The sequence below is a fragment of the Pseudomonas sp. R3-52-08 genome (assembly GCF_003851745.1).
Taxonomy (GTDB): domain Bacteria; phylum Pseudomonadota; class Gammaproteobacteria; order Pseudomonadales; family Pseudomonadaceae; genus Aquipseudomonas.
This window is the reverse complement of sequence record NZ_CP027730.1, coordinates 2,374,187-2,393,363: the sequence shown is the minus strand read 5'-3', so window position 1 is coordinate 2,393,363 and position 19,177 is coordinate 2,374,187. Positions and strand designations below refer to the sequence as shown.

The 19,177-nt window shown below is 59.7% G+C and carries 21 protein-coding genes; 12 read left to right on the top strand and 9 right to left on the bottom strand.

All coding sequences use genetic code 11. The features are described 5' to 3' along the window. Nucleotides 1–9 precede the first annotated feature (9 nt). Nucleotides 10–312 carry a hypothetical protein gene (locus C4J91_RS11165; protein WP_124362360.1) on the top strand — a complete coding sequence of 101 codons (303 nt, stop codon included), beginning with the start codon at nucleotides 10–12 and terminating at the stop codon, nucleotides 310–312. Here C4J91_RS11165 and C4J91_RS11160 read toward each other — a convergent pair. Both C4J91_RS11160 and C4J91_RS11155 read right to left on the bottom strand, forming a co-directional pair. After that, nucleotides 309–809: a CinA family protein gene (locus C4J91_RS11160; protein WP_124362359.1), complete on the bottom strand. Its 501-nt coding sequence runs from the start codon at nucleotides 807–809 to the stop codon at nucleotides 309–311. The genes C4J91_RS11165 and C4J91_RS11160 overlap by 4 nt on opposite strands. Nucleotides 810–827: 18 nt before the next feature. Then, the gene (locus C4J91_RS11155) at nucleotides 828–1,904 is read right to left on the bottom strand and encodes a M42 family peptidase (RefSeq protein ID WP_124362358.1); all 1,077 of its coding nucleotides are present in this window, start codon (nucleotides 1,902–1,904) and stop codon (nucleotides 828–830) included. 163 nt (nucleotides 1,905–2,067) lie between these two features. On the opposite strand from C4J91_RS11155, the gene C4J91_RS11150 reads away from it, so the two are divergent. The 4 genes from C4J91_RS11150 (at nucleotide 2,068) to C4J91_RS11135 (ending at nucleotide 3,801) form a co-directional block, all read left to right on the top strand. Beyond that, the gene (locus tag C4J91_RS11150) at nucleotides 2,068–2,832 is read left to right on the top strand and encodes an OBAP family protein (RefSeq protein ID WP_124362357.1); all 765 of its coding nucleotides are present in this window, start codon (nucleotides 2,068–2,070) and stop codon (nucleotides 2,830–2,832) included. 97 nt (nucleotides 2,833–2,929) lie between these two features. Further along, on the top strand, nucleotides 2,930–3,211 hold the full coding sequence (locus tag C4J91_RS11145) for a hypothetical protein (protein WP_124362356.1): 282 nt from the start codon (nucleotides 2,930–2,932) through the stop codon (nucleotides 3,209–3,211). Nucleotides 3,212–3,301: 90 nt separating this feature from the next. Continuing rightward, a complete protein-coding gene (locus tag C4J91_RS11140; RefSeq protein WP_124362355.1) occupies nucleotides 3,302–3,559 on the top strand; it encodes a DUF6555 family protein in 258 nt (85 codons plus the stop codon). Beyond that, nucleotides 3,556–3,801, top strand: coding sequence for a hypothetical protein (locus tag C4J91_RS11135; RefSeq protein ID WP_124362354.1), 246 nt, complete (start codon nucleotides 3,556–3,558; stop codon nucleotides 3,799–3,801). The genes C4J91_RS11140 and C4J91_RS11135 overlap by 4 nt, the downstream gene beginning before the upstream one ends. A gap of 183 nt (nucleotides 3,802–3,984) precedes the next feature. Here C4J91_RS11135 and C4J91_RS11130 read toward each other — a convergent pair whose 3' ends face one another. Continuing rightward, nucleotides 3,985–4,842: an SDR family oxidoreductase gene (locus C4J91_RS11130; protein WP_124362353.1), complete on the bottom strand. Its 858-nt coding sequence runs from the start codon at nucleotides 4,840–4,842 to the stop codon at nucleotides 3,985–3,987. 287 nt (nucleotides 4,843–5,129) lie between these two features. On the opposite strand from C4J91_RS11130, the gene C4J91_RS11125 reads away from it, so the two are divergent. Beyond that, on the top strand, nucleotides 5,130–9,275 hold the full coding sequence (locus tag C4J91_RS11125; RefSeq protein ID WP_124362352.1) for a CheR family methyltransferase: 4,146 nt from the start codon (nucleotides 5,130–5,132) through the stop codon (nucleotides 9,273–9,275). Nucleotides 9,276–9,281: 6 nt separating this feature from the next. Here the strand turns inward: C4J91_RS11125 and C4J91_RS11120 are convergent, their stop codons facing one another. The 3 genes from C4J91_RS11120 to C4J91_RS11110 are packed head-to-tail and all read right to left on the bottom strand — an operon-like array spanning nucleotide 9,282 to nucleotide 10,485. Next, complete coding sequence (locus C4J91_RS11120) at nucleotides 9,282–9,725, bottom strand: DUF421 domain-containing protein (protein WP_124362351.1); 444 nt, start codon at nucleotides 9,723–9,725, stop codon at nucleotides 9,282–9,284. A 9-nt stretch (nucleotides 9,726–9,734) separates the two neighbouring features. Next, nucleotides 9,735–10,250 carry a hypothetical protein gene (locus C4J91_RS11115; protein WP_124362350.1) on the bottom strand — a complete coding sequence of 172 codons (516 nt, stop codon included), beginning with the start codon at nucleotides 10,248–10,250 and terminating at the stop codon, nucleotides 9,735–9,737. Between the two features lie 13 nt (nucleotides 10,251–10,263). Continuing rightward, nucleotides 10,264–10,485, bottom strand: a complete 222-nt coding sequence (locus C4J91_RS11110) for a PLDc N-terminal domain-containing protein (protein WP_124362349.1) — start codon at nucleotides 10,483–10,485, stop codon at nucleotides 10,264–10,266. A 213-nt stretch (nucleotides 10,486–10,698) separates the two neighbouring features. Between C4J91_RS11110 and C4J91_RS11105 the strand changes: the two genes are divergently transcribed. After that, nucleotides 10,699–10,917, top strand: a complete 219-nt coding sequence (locus tag C4J91_RS11105; protein ID WP_124362348.1) for a hypothetical protein — start codon at nucleotides 10,699–10,701, stop codon at nucleotides 10,915–10,917. 136 nt (nucleotides 10,918–11,053) lie between these two features. Here C4J91_RS11105 and C4J91_RS11100 read toward each other — a convergent pair whose 3' ends face one another. Then, complete coding sequence (locus C4J91_RS11100; protein WP_124362347.1) at nucleotides 11,054–12,553, bottom strand: sensor domain-containing diguanylate cyclase; 1,500 nt, start codon at nucleotides 12,551–12,553, stop codon at nucleotides 11,054–11,056. 449 nt (nucleotides 12,554–13,002) lie between these two features. On the opposite strand from C4J91_RS11100, the gene C4J91_RS11095 reads away from it, so the two are divergent. The 3 genes from C4J91_RS11095 to C4J91_RS11085 all read left to right on the top strand — a co-directional run bounded on the left by C4J91_RS11095 (nucleotide 13,003) and on the right by C4J91_RS11085 (nucleotide 14,424). Next, nucleotides 13,003–13,179, top strand: a complete 177-nt coding sequence (locus C4J91_RS11095; RefSeq protein ID WP_076954923.1) for a general stress protein — start codon at nucleotides 13,003–13,005, stop codon at nucleotides 13,177–13,179. 289 nt (nucleotides 13,180–13,468) lie between these two features. After that, nucleotides 13,469–13,819, top strand: a complete 351-nt coding sequence (locus tag C4J91_RS11090) for a general stress protein (RefSeq protein ID WP_124362346.1) — start codon at nucleotides 13,469–13,471, stop codon at nucleotides 13,817–13,819. Nucleotides 13,820–13,872: 53 nt separating this feature from the next. Beyond that, entirely contained in the window at nucleotides 13,873–14,424 is a 552-nt protein-coding gene (locus C4J91_RS11085; protein ID WP_124362345.1) for an ATP-dependent Clp protease proteolytic subunit, read from the top strand. 397 nt (nucleotides 14,425–14,821) lie between these two features. On the opposite strand, the gene C4J91_RS11075 is transcribed toward C4J91_RS11085, so the two are convergent. Further along, complete coding sequence (locus tag C4J91_RS11075) at nucleotides 14,822–15,091, bottom strand: DUF6555 family protein (protein WP_124362343.1); 270 nt, start codon at nucleotides 15,089–15,091, stop codon at nucleotides 14,822–14,824. Between the two features lie 544 nt (nucleotides 15,092–15,635). Here C4J91_RS11075 and C4J91_RS11070 point away from each other — a divergent pair. After that, nucleotides 15,636–16,481 carry an SRPBCC family protein gene (locus C4J91_RS11070; RefSeq protein ID WP_124362342.1) on the top strand — a complete coding sequence of 282 codons (846 nt, stop codon included), beginning with the start codon at nucleotides 15,636–15,638 and terminating at the stop codon, nucleotides 16,479–16,481. Then, nucleotides 16,481–17,650, top strand: coding sequence for a zinc-dependent alcohol dehydrogenase (locus tag C4J91_RS11065; RefSeq protein WP_124362341.1), 1,170 nt, complete (start codon nucleotides 16,481–16,483; stop codon nucleotides 17,648–17,650). Before C4J91_RS11070 ends, C4J91_RS11065 begins: the two co-directional genes overlap by 1 nt. A 92-nt stretch (nucleotides 17,651–17,742) precedes the next feature. On the opposite strand, the gene C4J91_RS11060 is transcribed toward C4J91_RS11065, so the two are convergent. Further along, nucleotides 17,743–19,083, bottom strand: coding sequence for an APC family permease (locus C4J91_RS11060; protein WP_256681676.1), 1,341 nt, complete (start codon nucleotides 19,081–19,083; stop codon nucleotides 17,743–17,745). Nucleotides 19,084–19,177 lie beyond the last annotated feature (94 nt).

Below are 19,177 nucleotides of genomic sequence, written 5' to 3'. Positions count from 1 at the left end.
AGGCTTTCCATGCCGGATTCCACCGCTGCACCGTCGCAACGCTGCACCATCGATTACCTTCAAGACACACTGCTCGGCGTCAACCCGCTCTCCCATGCATGCATGGCGCGGATTACCCAGGCCGGCGAGCGCCTATCGCTGCACATCCCAGGGCCGTGGCCGAAGGAGCTGCCGAAGGCACATACCGTATCGATCAAGGTTGAGAACCGCACTTATCATGGCGTCGTCGTGGATGCCCAGGCATCGGGCACCGATGAGCTGGTGTTGAACATTCAACTTCAGCCGGAACGGCCGGGCGCGGCAGGCCATTAACCCCGCTCACCCGCCAACGCACGCTGGTGAAAATGCGCCAGCCATTTCAAGGCATGCAGCGTCGCATCCAGCTGCACCTGCTCACGGGAGCCCATGAAGCGCTCCTTTCGACTGAAGATACTCAGCCGGTTTTCGATTCGATAAGCCCAGGCAAAACATATGGTTCCGGCCGGAATCCCGTCCATGTCATCCGGGCCGAGCAGGCCGGTGGTGGCGACGGCAACCCCGGCCGGGCTGTCACGCAACGCGCCTTCGGCCATCTCGCGAGCAACTTCACAACTGGTGAGGTTAAAGGTATCGATCGTATACGCGCGCACGCCCAGCAAGCGCTGTTTGGCCTCGGGCGAGTACACGACATAACCACTTTCAATACATGACCCGCCGCCCCTGACCTCCGACAGCAAAGTAATGATCTTGCCTGCCGTACACGACTCGGCGCTGGTGAGAGTGAGCTGGTGGTGTTTCAGGTAATCGATAGTGGCTGCGGCTATATCCATGATGACAATCTCCCGCGTTCAAAAGGTTGCAAGGTAGTCGGCCAATGTCAGCGCACAGGCCTCAATTGCGCCGTCCACAATCAGCTCGTAGCCGTGGGTGTTTTCCGTTGGAATCGCCAGGCAACCGCCGCGCGCCGAAGTGCCGTTACTCATGACGGCACTGGCATCCGAGGCAAAATCCACCAACAGCGCATATTGAGGCGCATAACCGCAGCGCTGTGCGGCGTCTGCCAGGCCGGTGACCACGGAACGTGTGTAATAGCCTTTGAGGTCACCGGTATTGACGATCGGATCGACGCTCAGGCGAGTGCCGTACTCACTCATCACCGGGCCGACTTCCACCGCAATGGTGGTATCGCCCGGCAGTGTCTGCGCCGCATACATCGCCCCGGCGTTGCACTCTTCTTCCAGGGTGGTGAAGACAAAATACACATCGCACGCCAACTCCTGTCGGCGTTGGTGCAGGCGCTGCACGCTATGAAGTACCGCAGCGATGGGCGCGCGGTCATCCAGGAAGTGCGCGGCAATCGCATCCCCCACCTGGAACGGCGCACGCCAATGGCGGCTCAGCGTGACGCGGCTGCCGGGGCGTACGCCGTAGTCACGCAAGGTCTCGACGGAGCACCGGGTGATCACATGCACGTCATTCCAGTGCACGTCGCCTGACAACACATCGGCACCCTGGGGCGCGTTGGCGGTGGCATGCATCGAACCAAAGGACAGCACCCCCGGAATGAATTGGTGATCACCGAGTATGTCCACCGGGCACATGCCGAAATTCACCGGGTTGGCACCGCCCAACGCGGTCACGCGCAACGTGCCGTCCGCGTCCACATGCTTGACCACCATGGCGATCTCATCCATATGCGCCATGACCCGCACCGCGCGGCGGGGCTCGCTATCGCCCTGCGCGCCTTTGACCAGGCCGATGACATTGCCGGCCGGGTCCACCCAGGTGTCGTCACACAGCGGCCGCAAATGCTCCAGGCAAATGGCGCGCACCTCATCCTCCTGGCCGCCAGGGCCACGGGCGAGCAACAGTTGGTGAAGCAACTGAGGGACATCGGGTCGGGCATCGTTTGGCTGGGGTTGCATCCGGGGTCTCCATTCGCGCTATTGAACACTTATGAAAAATGACCTGGCACGCCGAACGGTTGTTCCACAAATCTTCTTGGTCGTGCACTGAAATCCGGTTGAACACCCACTGCGGCAGGCTTTCTAGATGTGTTCCAACACCACCCCACGGAGGGAGTCCCCAATGAACATCAACAGCCTGCAACCCGCCTTGCCTTCGCTGTGCCTGGCGATGTCGATGGCCGCGCTGACCGCCTGCGCCGGCAACGACTCAGCCTCCAACGTCGTCGCGCCCGGTGAGGCCAAATCACCCACCACGCGCACTCTCGACACCGGCGCCGCCCTGCTGCAATCGCGCCCGCCCATCGATGCGCTCAATGCCTACCTGGACGGCTTCCACTTCTACAACGGCCATCCCGACGTGCAAATGGAAGCCCATCACTATTGCGCGATTCTCAATGAGGAAGTGATCCAGTGTGTGATCTACGACGGCAACCGCAAGGACGCCAAGTTGATGGGCGTGGAGTACATCATCAGCGAACAGCTGTTCAACAGCCTGCCTGCGCCCGAGAAGGCGTTGTGGCACAGCCATGTGCATGAGGTGAAGTCGGGCCAGCTGGTAGCTCCCGGTATTCCTGCGGTGGCCGAGCATGCCTTGATGGAAAAACTGGTGCATACCTACGGCAAGACCTGGCACACCTGGCACACCGACCTCAACAAGCGCCTGCCGCTGGGTGTTCCGCAATTGATGATGGGCTTTACCGCCGATGGCCAAGCCGATCCGAAGATGGTCGCCGAACGGGACCAGCGGCTGGGCGTCGACAGCGCCAGGAAAAAGCAGGCGCGCGCCGACATCGCCGCTCCGGCCATAGCACCCGGCGCGGACGCCTGGCGCCAGGGCAATGTCATCCAGATCGAAGACCCCACCCAGGCAGCCCACCAGCACTGACAGCGGCAGCTGGTCATTTGGATTGAACGATTATTTGCCGGCGCTTGCCACATAGGAAAGGGGCGCATCAGCTGCCCCGCGCATGAGGAGTTCAACTATGTCTTACGACCATCAAGGCCCTGCCAGCGTCATTACCGCTTCCCGCCATCTGGGCACCGAAGACGATGAATGCCTGAACGAAAACGCCAACATAAAAATGACCAGCAGCGGCAAGCCCACCATCGTTCGCCTGGATTTCGATACCCCGCTGACCTGGCCCGGCAACCCCAACTTCGTCACCGTCAACGTGCCCGACGGCACGTCTGTCAGCGGTGTGATCGTGGCCTTGGAACGCCCGGCTGACGGGCCAGGTTGGGTCACCTTTACGGTGGACGATTGAGCCTGCGAGCAGGCCATCGCATTGTCCGACAACTTATTTGAATTATTTTTGACGTCAAATATCTGTACTTCATGAGCATAGGGAGTCCTCATGAAAAACAACGAGTTATTCACCATCAAGTATCAACTTCACGGCGAGCCCAGGTCGTTCATCGTGCGTGCGGCGCGCATGAATAACGCTGAAGCCTGGCACTGGGCCAGTTGCGATGCCGGCGTGGCGGTCATCCCCAGGTTCGGGCAAAACAACCTCAAGCGCGTCTCCAAGCCGATGGCGGAAAAATACGGCATTACGGATGTGCGCTGGTGCGGCGCGGCAGCGATTCAGTGGGCAGAGGGCATTACATCATGAACAGTCAGGTGCTGGATTACACAGCCAGGCAAACGTCGGACGACGAGGTCGCGCAGAACACCCAGATGTTCTACGAAGCGGACCGATTGGATGCCCAGGCCTATAAGATCATCGAACACTACAGCGGCGATACCGCGACCTGGGCGCGCTTCACCGAGGCGAAGAAGCTGGCGGACGCGCAACGGACCGCCGCTTATCAAGAGTGGATGCGCATTCACCGCGCCAGGAAAAATAAAGCTTAACGGCAGGTCAGTTGAGGCATTTGTAGGAGCGAGCTTGCTCGCGAAGAATGTCCAGGCGACGCGTTCATTCTGGATAAGCGCGGGGAGCCTGAGTTCTTCGCGAGCAAGCTCGCTCCTACATGGTTATGAGGCATGCCCCTGAGTTATGAAGCATGCCCCTGAATATCAGGGGCATGCGTCTGTTCAGAGGATCGGTTTACCCCCCGTCACGCCGTAGCGCTCGCCAGAGATATAACTGCCTTCATCCGACGCCAGCAGCACATAGATAGGCGCCACTTCCACCGGCTGGCCAGGACGCCCCAGCGGCGTGTTGCCACCGAAGCTCTCCACCATGTCGTCAGTCATCGTCGACACGATCAACGGCGTCCAGATCGGCCCCGGCGCCACGCTGTTCACGCGAATCCCGCGCTCACCCAGCATCTGTGCCAGGCCGGCGGTGAAGTTGGCGATTGCGCCCTTGGTGGCCGCATAAGGCAACAGCGACGGGTTGGGCATGTCGGAATTGACCGACGTCGTGTTGATGATCGAACTGCCCTCGGCCATGTGCGGCAGCGCCGCCTTGCAGATCCTGAACATAGCGGTGATGTTGATGTTGAAGGTCTTGACCCAGTCCTCGTCAGGAATGTCTTCCAGGGATTTGTAGGTCATCTGGAACGCGGCGTTGTTGACCAGCACGTCGATACGCCCGAACTCCTTCACCGTGTCGTTGACAATGGCTGTGCACTGCGCCGCGTCGCCCAGGTCACCGGGCAACAGCAGGCACTGGCGCCCCGCTGCCTCGACCCAGCGCTGGGTCTCCTTGGCGTCCTCATGCTCGTCCAGATACGACACGGCAACGTCCGCGCCTTCGCGGGCAAAGGCGATCGCCACCGCACGCCCGATGCCGCTGTCGGCGCCGGTAATCAAGGCAATCTTGTTGGCGAGCCGGCCCGAGCCTTTGTAGGTCTGCTCACCGCAATCGGGCATCGGCTCCATCTTGCGCTGGTCGCCGGGTACAGGCTGCTGCTGTGGCTTGAAGGGTGGTTTTGGGTAGTTACTCATCGGATTCCCTCCTGTGTGTGGTTAGTGTTGCGAGGGTCGGCCGCGCCCGATAGTTCAGAGCAATTTTCAGAAAACCGGATGACCGTACCCGCACGGCTGCGCCGCTCGTCCGATGGAATAAACCTTTGCAAAGTACGCCTCTCAACCGAAGGGTGAACGCCCGTTGGGGTATCGAGTGGTGTCGAAGCGTTCTGTTACAGGTCGCTTTTCAGCTATATTCCGCTATTCGTTTATCCCTCATCCCGTTTCGAATTCTTGCCCTGCGCAGTTAACCAAGGTTGGTGTTTATGAAGTCTGCCCCCCCGCGGTCACCCAATGTCCCGCAACGCAAGGATCTGATCCCCAGCACCCTTGATTTTCCAGTGGTGGGTATCGGCGCGTCGGCGGGCGGGTTGCAAGCGGTGAAGGCATTTTTCGAACACATGCCCCAAGACTGCGGCATGGCTTTTGTGGTGATCCTGCACCTGTCCCCCGACCATCAAAGCGTCGCGGACAGGATCATCCAGGAGTCGACCCGGCTGCCGGTGCTGCAGGTCACCGAGACGACGCCCATCGAGAAGAACCGGGTGTACGTGATTTCGCCGGCGCAGCACTTGGCAATGAATGATGGCTACCTGGCCGTCTCGCCGTCGGCGCGCGAAGGCGGCTCGCATATTGCCATCGACCTGTTCTTTCGCGACCTGGCAGATGCCCATAAAGAGCACGCGTTTTGCCTGGTATTGTCCGGCACCGGTTCGGACGGCGCGGTGGGGCTTTCGCGCATCAAGGAACAGGGCGGCGTCACCCTGGTGCAAACCCCGGAAGACGCGGAATTCGACGGCATGCCACTGGCGGCCATCGAAACCCAGATGGTCGATCTCGTGTTGCCCGTGGTGGAGATGCCGCAAAAATTGCTGGAGCTATGGCGCAACGCCCGCTCCATCACCCTGCCTACCGCCAATGACCCCGAGATCAAGACCACGCCGCCTGCGACTGAACGTGACGCGGCGGTCGCCGAACAGTTGCTGCTGGATATCCTGATACAACTGCGGCTCACCACCGGCCACGACTTCAAGCACTACAAGCGCGCTACCGTACTGCGCCGCATCGAACGCCGCCTGCAGGTCACCGCCCAACCGGACCTGGCCAGCTATTACGAATATCTCCAGGGGCACCCGGAAGAAACCAAGGCGTTGCTCGGTGACATGCTGATCGGCGTGACCAACTTTTTCCGTGACCGCGAGGCCTTCGAAGCGCTCGAACGCGATGTGATTCCGAACCTGGTGAAGTCATTGGAAGACAGCGTGCCCAAACGCGAAGAGGTGCGCATCTGGTCGGCCGGCTGCTCCACCGGCGAAGAAGCCTATAGCCTGGGCATGCTGGTCGCCGAGCAACTGGCGATAGATGGCAGCGATGCAAAAATGCAGGTGTTCGCCACCGATATCGACGAGCGCGCGATCAACCATGGCCGTAACGGCGTTTACCCGGAAGCGATCATTACTGACGTGCCGCCTTCACGCCTGCGCCAGCACTTTGCCAAGGAAAAGAACCAGCACTATCGGGTGCGCAAGGAAATTCGTGAAAAAGTCCTGTTCGCCAAGCACAGCCTGCTGAGCGACCCGCCCTTCTCGCAGATCGACCTGATCGTCTGTCGCAACCTGTTGATCTACCTGGACCGTGAGGTGCAGCGCGATATCCTGCAGATGTTCCACTTTGCGCTGCGCCCCGGCGGCTACCTGTTCCTGGGCTCCTCGGAGTCGGCCGACGGCTGCCTGGACCTGTTCGTGCCGGTGGACAAGCGCAACCGCATTTTCCGCGTGCGGGCCGGCTCGGCTGCCATGCGCCGCGCGCCCAGCATGCCGCGCGGTGGCTACCTGCGGCCCAGCGCCACGACCGCTGCCGCCCAGGTCAAGGTACCGAACAAGGTCTCGTTCGCCGACATTCACCTGCGCGCGCTGGAGAAGGCCGCGCCGCCCAGTGTCATCGTGGATATACACGCCGACATCCTGCACATGAGTGAAGGCGCGGCGCGCTTCCTGCGCCATGTGGCCGGGGAGATGACGCGCAACCTGCTGGCCCTGGTGCACCCGGACCTGCGCCTGGATATTCGTACGACGCTGTTCCAGGCCCAGCAGTCGGGCCTTGCGGTGACGTCGCGCAAAGTGCGCATCGAGCGCGATCACGTGCCCTACGTGGTCGATGTCACCGCCCTGCCCTACCAGGACGATCTCACCGAGAGCGATTATGTCCTGGTGATTTTCCAGGAAACTGAAGTCGACCCCCGGCACGCCGAAGAAACCGCCATCAGCCAAGCCGAAAACCAGATGATGAGCAACCTGGAGCGCGAACTGCAGCGGACCAAGTTGCACCTGCAGGACACCATCGAGCAGGCCGAGGTCTCCAGCGAAGAACTCAAGGCGTCCAACGAAGAAATGCAGGCGGTCAACGAAGAGTTGCGCTCGGCCACCGAAGAGTTGGAAACCAGCAAGGAAGAGTTGCAGTCGATCAACGAAGAACTGCTGACGGTCAATTTCGAACTCAAGACCAAGGTTGAAGAGACCGACAAGGTCAATGACTACCTGACCAACCTGATCGCCTCCACCGATATCGCCACGGTCTTCGTCGACCGCAACATGCGCATCCGCTGGTTCACGCCACGGGCCACGGATATTTTCAGCATGCTGCCGGTGGACACCGGGCGCTCGTTGATGGACATCACCCACCGGCTCAACTACCCGGAAATGACCGAAGACGCCACCACAGTGTTCGAATCGTTGAGCATGATCGAACGCGAAATCAGCAGCAAGGACGACCGCTGGTACATCGCACGCCTTCTGCCGTACCGCTCCAGCGAAGACCATATCGATGGCACGGTGCTGACCTTTATCGATATCACCAAGCGGCGCCAGGCCGAAGAAGAACTGCGCCTGGGCGAAGAGCGCATGCGCCTGGTCGCGGACAGCACCCATGATTTTGCCATCATCATTCTGGATGACCATGGCGCCATCACCGACTGGAACACCGGTGCCGAGTTGATCTTCGGCTATACCAAAGACGAGGTGCTCGGCGCCTATTACGACTTGATCTTCTCCCCTGAAGACCGCACCGCCGGCATCCCCGAAAACGAGCTGCGCGCTGCCCGCGAACACGGGCGCGGCGAAGACGAACGCTGGCACGTACGCAAGGACGGCAGCCGGTTTTATTGCAGTGGCGAAGTCACCCTGCTGACCAGCAATAACCTGCAGGGCTACGTCAAGATCGCCCGTGACCTCACCGGCCATAAGCGCACCCAGGATGAGCAGAGTCAACGCTTGATGGAGACCCAGACCAACAGTCACCTCAAGGATGAGTTCTTCGCGGTGATGTCCCACGAACTCAAGCACCCGTTGAACCTGATTCAACTGAATGCCGAATTGCTGCGACGCCTGCCGGCGACCAAGGCCACCGGCCAGGCGGTCAAGGCCGTGAACACCATCTGCGAAGCGGTATCGAGCCAGGCGCGCATCATCGACGACCTGCTGGATGTGGCCAGGGTGCGCACCGGCAAGCTCAAGCTGAAGAAGCAACCGATCGACCTGATCAGCACGCTTGAGGATATCTACGCGGTGGTGCTCGCCGATGGCCATCGGTGCCAGGTGACCCTGCAAAAACCGACGACTCCGGCAGCCTTGTTCGTCGACGCCGACCCTACGCGCCTCGAACAGGTGATCTGGAACCTGGTCAACAATGCGCTGAAATTCACCCCCAGCGACGGCCGTGTGCAGTTGCTGGTCAGCCGTACCGAGGGGTACGCGCGGTTGGACGTGATCGACAGCGGCGCCGGGCTCGCCGAAGACAGCCTGGAGAAGATCTTCGACCTGTTCGGCCAGGCGGAAAACCAACACCAGACCCATCAGCGCGAAGGCCTGGGTATCGGCCTGTCTCTGGTGCGGCAACTGGTGGAAGCTCACGGTGGCACGGTCAGCGTTCACTCCGAGGGGCTTGGCTTTGGCAGCACCTTCTCGATAGCGCTGCCACTTTCCAAGCAACAGGACCGCCTGCCCCGCGCCAATGCTGCGGACGCTTCGGACGAGCGCTTGAGCGGAGTCAAAGTGCTGCTGGTGGACGACTCGGCCGATGTGCTGGAAGTGCTGAATATGCTGCTGGAGATGGAAGGCGCCGAGGTGAGTGCGTTCGATGACCCGCTCGCTGCACTGCAAGTGGCCGGCGACACGCCTTTCGACCTGATTGTCTCGGACATTGGCATGCCGAACATGAACGGCCATGAGCTGATGCAGCACTTGCGCCAGATCAGCCACCTCCAGCAGGTGCCCGCCATCGCGTTGACGGGTTACGGTGCCAGCAGTGACCAGAAGAAGGCCACCGACTCGGGCTTCAGCACCCATGTGAGCAAACCCGTCACCCATGATGCGTTGATCAGCTTAATCCAGAGCCTGTGCCGCGCACGGCGCTAGGCGCGGTTATTGGTAAGGAATCACCGAGATCTTGCCGTTGCGCTCGAGGATCGCGAAGCGGATGTGCTTGATCTCCAGGATGCCCTGGGCCGACCGGGCCGCCTCAAGGATATCGTCTTCATCCAGGCGGGCACGCTTGAGGCGTTCGTGCAGGACTCGGCCCTCTTCGACCACCACTGTCGGCCCGCCATCGAGCACCCGTGAAAACCACAGCGAACGTTGCTTGAGCAATGACAGGCCGATGTCGATAGCGATCAGCGTGACGATGACCAGCACCGCATTGGTCAGCGAGAAATCATCCCCCAGCAGGGCCTGCTGGGTCGCCTCACCAATCACCATCAGCAGCACCAGGTCAAAGGTGTTGAGTTCGGCCAGGGAGCGCCGGCCGGCGACCTTGAACAGGATCATCAATACCAGGTAAATCGCGGCTGCCCGCAAGACGGAGTCCATGCTTGCTCCCTAGGGATAAATGAACTGGGATACGTCCACAGTGGCGCCATTGGCCAGCGATACCCGGGTGTCGAAATTGCCGACGCCGTCACTGAGCAAGCTCAGGTACAGCGTGGCCCGCCCCTGATCGTCGCTCAGCGTCCACAGCTTTACGCCCTCTCCCGCCGCACTGGCCTTGAGGGGCTGGGGTTGGAGCATCTCCACGTTGAAGCCCTGCAACAGCTCGCCGTTGATTTCGACTTCCAACGGCTTGCGTGCGGCGCCCTGCAGATGAATCACCAACGCATCGGAGGAACCATTGCGCAGGAAGCGCTGGTATTCGACGCGTAACTGGCCGTCGGCGCTGCGCACCTCGGTGGTGCTCAACGGCCCCTTGGAAAACAGCCCCGCCAGCGTCAGTACAATAAGCACGACCAGCCCGTACCAGCCCAGACGCTCGAAGCGCCAGACTTTGCGTTGCAAAGGCATGTCTTCGCGTACCGGATAGTTGCGGCTGTGCAGGTCATCAGGCTCTAACTCGCGCATAGCCAGCCCTCTCTCAGCCCTTGCTGTGCTCCGGCGAGGACGGACCCTTGGTCACGCCGCGCGGACCGTATACCGCCCATATCACCGCGCCCAGCAACGGCAGCAAGACGACCACGGCGGTCCACCCTGCCTTGCTCCCCGAAGAGTTTTCGCTACGCCACACGCTGTTGAGGACCCACAGGTCGAGCAACAACAGGATGATCATCAAGCCAATCCAGAAATACGTCAGTTCCATGGTGCACCTCCCGGTTATGCAGCATTAGGTTGGCGGGGCGGCGGCAGGGTTCAGAATTTTTGCGCTGACAGGCGGCGAATCTAAATAAACGATAGTTCCGACGGAACTGAATCGTTGAATTGATCAATATTTCAGAAGCAACCAAATTGATACCGTCTCCTTGCAGGCGGGTCACAGCCTTATCTGAACCTGTTGAAAAAAGGAGGTGGCGTAATGAACAACTCGCAGCGGGCCTGGGAACTGGCCATGGTTTTGGTCGCCAATGGCAAGATCCCGTTCGACCCTGCCAACCCGAGCGGCTCGGTGAAGATCCTGTCGCGGCATCTGGAAGCGCTGGAAACTGCATTGCATGAAGAGGCAATAGCGAATACACCGGTGGAGCACCTGCGCAAACTCGGCGGTCGTCGGCCCGCCTTGGTAGGTGCCGATTGAAGTCATCCATGTGGGAGGGGGCTTGCCCCCGATGGCGGAGTGTCATTCAGCTCAAGGTCATCTGATACACCGCTATCGGGAGCAAGCCCCTCTCACATTTGGAACGCGATCAGGCAGTTAATTCGCGTCCGGCTCCTCAGCACAGCGCAAATCCATTACGCCCTGCAGACTTCGCGTTATAAAGCGCCTGGTCCGCCGCTTCGATCAAGCCGAGCGCAGGCTCCAGCTCAGCACCTGCACCCGCCGCCACCCCGATACTCACACTCACACGCCCGAATGGGCTGCCCGGATGAGCGATATCGGCGTGCAGTAGTCGATCCAGGATCAATTGCGCCACCACTGCAGCGCCTTCGCCGTCGGTCGCGGGCATGATGATCGCTATTTCTTCGCCGCCGTAACGCGCCACCAGGTCCGAAGGGCGCCGCACGCATGTCTCCAACAGTGCGCTGATCCTCTGCAGGCAGGCATCGCCCGCGACATGACCGAGGGCGTCGTTGTAACGTTTGAAATAGTCGACGTCGATCATCAGCAAGGCCAGCGTCGTGCCGTCGCGTTGCGCCCGGCGCGCTTCCAGGGCCAGGGTCTCATCAAAACAGCGTCGGTTGGCCAGGCCGGTCAGCGCGTCCTTCATCGCCAGTAATTCAAGCTGCCGATTAGAGTCGAGCAACTGCTGCTGGGCGATACGCAGCGCCTCTTCGGCCTCGGTTCGCCGGCGGATATCAAGGATCAGAAACCAACCGATCAAACCGGTCAGCCCCAGCAGCCCCGTCACCACCACCGCCGACAACGCGGCTTCAATGCGCCAGGCCGCAAGCGCTTCGTGCTTGCCCAGGGCGACGGTGGTAATCAGCGGCAGGCTCTCGCTTTTGCGGAAGGCATACAGCCGCTCTACCCCATCCAGGCTGGAGGTGTATGCAGCGGTGCCGACGGAGCGGTCGACCAGATACTGGGAATAGATCGGCGAGGTGGAAAAGTTGCGGCCCATGTCCTGCTCGCGGAAGGGATAGCGCACCAGCAAGGTGCCATCGGTATACGACAAACCGATCGCGCCGTCCTGGCCGACGTCGAGTGTGCCGAACACGCGCAGAAAGTTCTCCACGCCCAGGGTCACGGCCACCACCCCGGCAAAGTTGCCGGCCGCGTCATCGAAGCGGCGGCTGATGGTAACCACCCACTCCTGGTTGGTATGGCTCTGAATCGGCGGACCGATGAAAGGCTCACGGCTCGGATCGTCGCGGTGATGGATGAAATAGGCGCGCGCGCTGCTGTTGGCGCCCGCCGGAATCGCGCGGTTGGACGACATCAACCAGCCACCCTGCCGGTCATAGATGGTGATGCCGCTGAGTTGCGGCATCACCGGCTGCTGACGACGTATCAACGCGCTGATGCGCTGGATCTGCGCCGGGCCACTGCCTTCGGTTTCCAGGCGCTCGACCAGGCCCAGCAACAGCAGCGCGCTTTGGCGCACGATCCCTTCGGTATAGGTCGTGAGCGCCTGGGTGAGGTTCAAGCCATGCACGTTCACTTCCGCCAGCGCACGCTCACGGGAAGACAGGACTTTCCAGATCGTCAACGAAGTCAGGGAACAGCTGATCACCAACAGCAAAAGCATCACGAGGCGGGTATCACGCTTCACGTCAGCACCTTAAAGGAAGTCCGGTCCCATTCCAGCCATCAATCGAACGTCGGTACTCACAGCGGCCACCGGTTCCGGGGCGCAAGCATACAAGCAGTCTGGCGGGGCTGCAGCAATAGCGTGTGAAAAGGCCAGCATTGGCCGCAGACGGCGCCAAGCAAGGAGTAACGCCGACAAAGATCAGCCACGCTTATTCCGCCTTCAGAAACACACACTTGAAACTAAGCCGAATGGTCAGCAACGCCATTATTTCAATATCAACCTCCCTCTGAAAAGTTATACGAAGCGGCTTGCCAAGCGACGATTTGTATAAGTTTCTGGCTACTCACTACCGTTCATCGGCGTTTCTAAAAAAATTCAAAACCACTGCCCGCCTGCTCTTATCGGAGTAGATGTCCGTTGCATAAATGGGCAACTAGCGAAACGACAATTTAACTTGGAGTATTGTTATGACCACGAGTAATAAAAATCCTGGCAACTTCGCTAACGACCGCGAAAAAGCTTCGGAAGCCGGAAAAAAAGGCGGCCAGTCGTCAGGGGGCAACTTTGCCAACGACCGCGAGAAAGCCTCGGAAGCCGGTCGTAAAGGCGGCCAGAATAGCCATGGTGGTGGACGCAAGTCATAACGAAGGGCATCAATCATGCGAGCGTCAATTGATTATCAGCGTGGCGAGCTCCATCGCCAGCCGGTGATGGAAGTGCGAACTGAGGCAAAGACCGTTGCGCGTTCAAGCACAACTCCCTGTTACGAACGCCGGCAAGTTTCCGAACTAGCCGAAGCAACTATCGGCGCGACGCAAACACCACCGTTGTGCGAGAGAAACTTATAGCCAGCGCACTCGCAGACTGAGTGCAAGTTCCCTGCAAGATCGAAATGAACGTTGTATAACCGACATAACGACGAGGTAACTGAACATGAGTACTCAAGACAAAAAAGGCCAAATGAGTGTCAACGAAGCCGGTAAAAAAGGTGGCGAAGCCACGTCTGCTTCTCATGATAAAGAGTTCTATCAAGAGATCGGCAGCAAGGGCGGCCAAAACAGTGGCGGGAATTTCAAGAACGATCCTGAACGCGCCGCTGAAGCCGGTAGCAAAGGCGGTCAGAACAGCGGCGGCAACTTCAAGAATGATCCCGAGCGCGCCGCTGAAGCCGGTAGCAAAGGCGGCCAGAACAGTGGCGGGAATTTCGCCAACGACCGGGAGAAAGCCTCGGAAGCCGGACGTAAAGGCGGCGAAAACAGCCATGGTGGCGGCCGCAATAGTTAACGTGCTTGACGCAGGGGAGCAGTGCTCCCCTGCTTTCATTGATGAGGGACACCATGCCTTTACACATTATTAATTTTACCGGCCCTGTCACCGCCTCGACCTGCAGCCAACTGATCGAAAAAGCCTCGTTGGCCGTGCAGCAAGATGCTTCGGGCCTGGTATTGAACATCGCGACCATGGGCGGCGAATGCAGCTATGGTTTTACGATGTACAACTTCCTGATGTCGCTGCCGATCCCGGTGCATACCCATAACCTGGGCACGGTGGAATCGATGGGCAATATCATTTTTCTTGCCGGTGAACGCCGCACCGCCTGCACCCACAGCAAATTCCTGTTCCACCCGTTTCATTGGCACATGCAAGGCGCGGTCGACCATTCGCGCATGTCCGAATACGCGATGAGCCTCGATTACGACTTGCAACTGTATGCACGCATCGTGGCCGAACGCACCGCCGCTGCCAGCGAACCGTTGGAAACGGAAAAGTACCTGATCGCCGCACCGCGCATTCTCGACCCTCACCAGGCGCTGGCCGCCGGCTTGATCCACGGCATCGAACTGCCGGTCATCAAGGCGGAGTTCGTGAGCAGCTTCATCCACTCCTAGCCTTTCGCCCGGACACGATGCGCTGTCGACTCAGGATACTGGCATTAAAATATCAACTAATCGCTTGTTTGAAATTTTCCCGTTTAGCGGTTGAAAACATCCGCCCGATGATGAATGGTGGCACTCCATTCAGGGAGGAATCGATGTGCCCCATCTACAAGCGAACCGCCGTTGTGTTCAATGCAAGACAACCTATGAACCGACCACGGACGAACCTGAGTACCTGGTGGCGACAGCCTCTGAAATGCTCTGCCCGACGTGCAGGCAACTGTACGCGGCCGAACTTATGAAAGATGCACTTCAACGCAGTGTGCAAAAGTTATATGCCCTGCAAACTCGCCGAGAAAACCAGTAAGTTCTGAACAAAGGGCGACTGGATGCCCCATTAAACTCGCCTTTATTCAGGCGGAGGTGGGACGTAGGGCTGTGCAATAAACGGAACACTGCCGGACGGACGCCACCTTACATGTTCAATGCCGTAACGCTCGGCGAGTGGCTTGCTCATTCGTTTGATCTTTTCATTGCGCGACCTTGGAATAATGCCGATCCCTGCATCGCAACATGCCCAATGCCATGCCTCCGTATTGTTCATGACCTCCGCTCTTATAATGAAAGACTTCGGCTCATGGTGGTAGTCGTACTCAATGATATATAAAGAATTTTTCATAGCCGCTCCTTCTGATCTTTTTGTTGTTTGATCAGAACGAAGGTTCAGAATTTTTCTTGGCTAACTGACCAGCCTGCACAGTTTTCTTGTTTGTATAGGCCAACGACCATTCGTCGGCAGTTACGAAAAAAAATAAAACCTCGTCGGCTTTTTTGGATTCTCAATAGTGAGTCTGTTCACTCCAGGCTCTTGGTAAAAACTCCTGTCTTGCCCGTACTTAGTGCGGGCTTTTTTTCAGGGCAGTTTATATGACTAAGCAGTGTAGTCGGACGGGCCAAGGCTATCGGCCAGTTGCGTGCGATCATCCTTATATACGCAAGGGCTACTATCTGGGCCTAGGACCGGATGTATATGCGTGCATGCGCTGTGGCGAACAGCGTGAGCCTGAGCGCTGGGACGACTTCGCGCGTCGCCGCATGCCGCCTCGCGGACTTCTGAACCCTCCCTAGGCGCTGACACCTTTCATCCCCCTACGCAAAATGTTGTGGAACCTCAAACGGCGGCGGATTTTCTACCGCACACACACCCGTTGGAGGACTGCAACATGACTGAGCATCCACTGATAGCGAACCATACCTCTGAAGACACCCACCGACGCGGCACGCTGACCAAGGCCGAACGCACACTTTCGCTGACGGCCGGCGCAGCCCTGCTGCTGAACGGCTGGCGCACCGGCGGATTGGCCGGCGCATTGCAGACTGCAGCAGGCGCCTACGCCTTGGTTCGCGGTACGGCCGGCCATTGCACGCTGAAGCAGGCACTGACGCCAACCCCCTTCGAACAGCAGTTCAGTCGCGAGCATCACTGGCCGATCAGCGAGGCGATCACGCGCAGTATCACAATAGGTCGCCCGCTCGAAGAAGTGTCTGCTTTCCTCGCCCGGCCCGAGCAGATTGGCCCGCTGCTGCGCTGGGTCGACAGCATCGAACAATTGTTGCCGGACACCACGCGCTGGACGCTCCGCGCTCCCGTCGGCAAACGCGTGCAGTGCACGCTGATCCAAACCCAAACCCAAACCCAAACCCAGGAGCCGGCCGTGTTGCATTGGAAAACCCCAGGCGATGCGCGCTGGGCGCACGACATTACCGTCTCACTGACCCCCGCTCCCGCCGGCCGTGGCACGCAAGTCAAAGCGGTGGTGGTCTGCAAGCCGGCCATGGGCAAATTGGGCTATGGCCTCGCTCGTGCAATCAGCCTGTTCAGTGACAAAGCCTTGCTCAATGCATTGCAGGCGGTGAAACAGCAACTGGAAACCGGCGAGATCAGCAACAACCGCCTCAGACCGGAACACGACGACGACTTTTTTTACGTACACGCCGCCGACGACCAGGTGACCACCGATCACCCGGCAGTCAAAACCGGCGTCGCCATTGAAGGGGGAAATCACTGATGCGCACACTCACTTGGCAAGCACCGAATACACTGCAAGTCGACAACGTTCCCGACCCGACGATCCTCAACCCGCGTGACGCGATCATTCGCGTCACGCTGTCTTCCGTGTGCGGTTCCGACCTCCATTTGCTTGGCGGCTACGTACCGGCGATGAAGCCTGGAGATATCATCGGCCACGAATTCATGGGGGAAGTCGTCGAGGTGGGCAAAGGCATCACGGACCTGCGCCAGGGTGACAAAGTGATCACCATTTCGATCATTGGCTGCGGCAATTGCGAACCGTGCCAACGCAGCGATTTCTCCTGTTGCGATAACTCCAACCCCAACCCTTCTGCGACGGACCTCCTGTACGGCCAGCCGTGCTGTGGCATCCTCGGCTACAGCCATGCCTTCGGTGGCTACCCCGGCAGCCACGCCACCTACGTGCGGGTGCCGTTCGCCGACGTCAACCTGTTCAAGGTGCCCGACGGGGTCAGCGACGAGCAGGCGCTGTTCGTGTCGGACGCAGCGCCGACCGGTTACTTCGCGGCGGACAATGCCGGCATTCAGCCCGGCGACACCGTGGCGGTGTGGGGCTGCGGCGGCGTAGGCCAGATGGCTATTTGCAGCGCCTATCTGTTGGGCGCAGAACGGGTCATCGCGATCGACCGTTACCCCGACCGGCTGCGCCTGGCACAAGAGCGCGGCAAGGCGATTCCGCTCAATTACGAGCACACCAATGTGCACGACGCTTTGCTGGAACTGACCGGTGGCCGCGGGCCGGACCGCTGCATCGACTGCGTGGGCATGGAGGCGCACGGTACCGAGATCGACTATGCCTATGACAAGGCCAAGCAATTGCTCAGGCTGCACACCGAACGCGGCAGCGTGCTCAGGCAGGCCATACGTGCTTGCCGTAAAGGCGGCACGGTGTCGGTAGTCGGGGTGTATGGGGGGCTGCTCGATAAGTTTCCCATGGGAGCGATCGTCAACAAGGCCCTGACGTTGAAAGCCGGGCAGCAGCCGGGGCAGCGTTATGCGACGAGGTTGTTTGAGCATATTCAGAAAGGCGAGTTGGATCCTGCTTATCTGTTGACCCATCCGATGAGTCTGGAAGATGGCGCGCAGGGGTACGCGATGTTCAAGGAAAAGTCGGATGCGTGTATGCGGGTAGTGTTCAGGCCCTGATGAGAGTTGGGGTTGACTGAGTCCATATCCGTTACCGCAGCAACGGATATGGACTCGTTCTGATCCAGCATCATTGGAACGCGGCGCGTCAGTTAGAGAGGCTTTGGCTCCTGAACAGCAGGCGCCACCAACCGATTGCACCCATACAACACCACCCCCAGCACCATCAACGCCCCACCCCGCAGCCAAGTATCCAGACTCTGCTGACTAAGCAGGATCAGACACGACACAATCGCCAACACCGGCACCCAACTCGGCACACGAAAATGCCGCTCTTCGACCCGGTCACGGCGCAGCACCAAGACCGCCAGGTTGGTACTGAGAAACACAAACAGCAGCAACAACACCACCGTCTCAGCCAACGCCGCCAGCGTGCCGGTCAAGGTCAGCGCAATCGCCACGGCTGTGCTGGCGATGATCGCAACCCAAGGCGTGCGGCGCTTGGACAGCACCCGCGACAAAGGCTCCGGCAACAGGCCCATGCGCGCCATGCCGTAGGTCAGGCGACTGGCCATGACCATCGTCAGCAAAGCGCCGTTAGCCACCGCCACCAAGGCAATGAAGGCAAACAGCTGGGGTGGAATGTTCAAGCCCGACGCGCGCACAACTTCGAGCAACGGCGCCGAAGTGGCCGTCAACTTGTCCATCGGCAACACCACCGATGCAGCGACACCGACCGCCATATACACGATACCGGCCGTGATCAACGCAGCGAACAACGCACGCGGGTAAATCTTGCGCACACCACGGATTTCTTCCGCCAGGTTAGCCGACGTCTCAAAGCCGACAAACGAATAGAACGCCAATAACGCAGCCGCCAGCACAGCCAGCATTGGATTGACGCCAGGCTTGAATTCAAACGCCCGCCCCAGGTTGGCTTCACCGGCCTGGAAGCACCACGCCGCAGCGACCACCACCAACAACAGCCCGGACAGTTCCACGCACGTCATGACCATATTGGCACCCAGCGACTCCTTGATCCCGCGGGCATTCAACAGCGCAATCACCACCAGGAAGACCAGCGCCGCCACATGGGGGGAGACGTCGATAAACGCCGCCAGGTAGTCCCCGGCAAACGCCAGTGACAAACCGGCCGCACTGGTCACGGCCGCTGCGAGCATGCAAAAGCCCACCAGGAACGAGACCAGCGGTGACTTGAACGCCTTCTCGGCGAACACCGAGGCGGCGCCGGCGTGCGGGTACTTGGTCACCAGTTCCGCGTAGGAGCCGGCCGTGAGCATGGCGAAGAACAGCGCCACCAGCAGCGGCACCCAGATCGCCCCGCCCACCTGGCCGGCGATGGTGCCGGCCAGCGCATACACGCCTGCGCCGAGCACATCGCCCAGGATGAACAGGAACAACATCGGGCCGGTGACGGCGCGGCGCAAGGACGGCTTGGAAGGTTCGGCGTGGCTGAGAGTGGATTCGGTCATGGGGCGGCTCTGGCGGCGGTTTGCGTTCAGCGATCAGCCGGCACGGGCCGGCTGAGGCAGGGCTATCTACAATGGAAAATGCCCGCGTCACCAA

What these genes read in the sequence shown, in the direction of transcription:
- C4J91_RS11165 (WP_124362360.1), top strand. Translation starts at nt 10, where the DNA reads ATGCCGGATTCCACCGCTGCACCGTCGCAACGCTGCACCATCGATTAC.
- C4J91_RS11160 (WP_124362359.1), bottom strand. Translation starts at nt 809, where the DNA reads ATGGATATAGCCGCAGCCACTATCGATTACCTGAAACACCACCAGCTC.
- C4J91_RS11155 (WP_124362358.1), bottom strand. Translation starts at nt 1,904, where the DNA reads ATGCAACCCCAGCCAAACGATGCCCGACCCGATGTCCCTCAGTTGCTT.
- C4J91_RS11150 (WP_124362357.1), top strand. Translation starts at nt 2,068, where the DNA reads ATGAACATCAACAGCCTGCAACCCGCCTTGCCTTCGCTGTGCCTGGCG.
- C4J91_RS11145 (WP_124362356.1), top strand. Translation starts at nt 2,930, where the DNA reads ATGTCTTACGACCATCAAGGCCCTGCCAGCGTCATTACCGCTTCCCGC.
- C4J91_RS11140 (WP_124362355.1), top strand. Translation starts at nt 3,302, where the DNA reads ATGAAAAACAACGAGTTATTCACCATCAAGTATCAACTTCACGGCGAG.
- C4J91_RS11135 (WP_124362354.1), top strand. Translation starts at nt 3,556, where the DNA reads ATGAACAGTCAGGTGCTGGATTACACAGCCAGGCAAACGTCGGACGAC.
- C4J91_RS11130 (WP_124362353.1), bottom strand. Translation starts at nt 4,842, where the DNA reads ATGAGTAACTACCCAAAACCACCCTTCAAGCCACAGCAGCAGCCTGTA.
- C4J91_RS11125 (WP_124362352.1), top strand. Translation starts at nt 5,130, where the DNA reads ATGAAGTCTGCCCCCCCGCGGTCACCCAATGTCCCGCAACGCAAGGAT.
- C4J91_RS11120 (WP_124362351.1), bottom strand. Translation starts at nt 9,725, where the DNA reads ATGGACTCCGTCTTGCGGGCAGCCGCGATTTACCTGGTATTGATGATC.
- C4J91_RS11115 (WP_124362350.1), bottom strand. Translation starts at nt 10,250, where the DNA reads ATGCGCGAGTTAGAGCCTGATGACCTGCACAGCCGCAACTATCCGGTA.
- C4J91_RS11110 (WP_124362349.1), bottom strand. Translation starts at nt 10,485, where the DNA reads ATGGAACTGACGTATTTCTGGATTGGCTTGATGATCATCCTGTTGTTG.
- C4J91_RS11105 (WP_124362348.1), top strand. Translation starts at nt 10,699, where the DNA reads ATGAACAACTCGCAGCGGGCCTGGGAACTGGCCATGGTTTTGGTCGCC.
- C4J91_RS11095 (WP_076954923.1), top strand. Translation starts at nt 13,003, where the DNA reads ATGACCACGAGTAATAAAAATCCTGGCAACTTCGCTAACGACCGCGAA.
- C4J91_RS11090 (WP_124362346.1), top strand. Translation starts at nt 13,469, where the DNA reads ATGAGTACTCAAGACAAAAAAGGCCAAATGAGTGTCAACGAAGCCGGT.
- C4J91_RS11085 (WP_124362345.1), top strand. Translation starts at nt 13,873, where the DNA reads ATGCCTTTACACATTATTAATTTTACCGGCCCTGTCACCGCCTCGACC.
- C4J91_RS11075 (WP_124362343.1), bottom strand. Translation starts at nt 15,091, where the DNA reads ATGAAAAATTCTTTATATATCATTGAGTACGACTACCACCATGAGCCG.
- C4J91_RS11070 (WP_124362342.1), top strand. Translation starts at nt 15,636, where the DNA reads ATGACTGAGCATCCACTGATAGCGAACCATACCTCTGAAGACACCCAC.
- C4J91_RS11065 (WP_124362341.1), top strand. Translation starts at nt 16,481, where the DNA reads ATGCGCACACTCACTTGGCAAGCACCGAATACACTGCAAGTCGACAAC.
- C4J91_RS11060 (WP_256681676.1), bottom strand. Translation starts at nt 19,083, where the DNA reads ATGACCGAATCCACTCTCAGCCACGCCGAACCTTCCAAGCCGTCCTTG.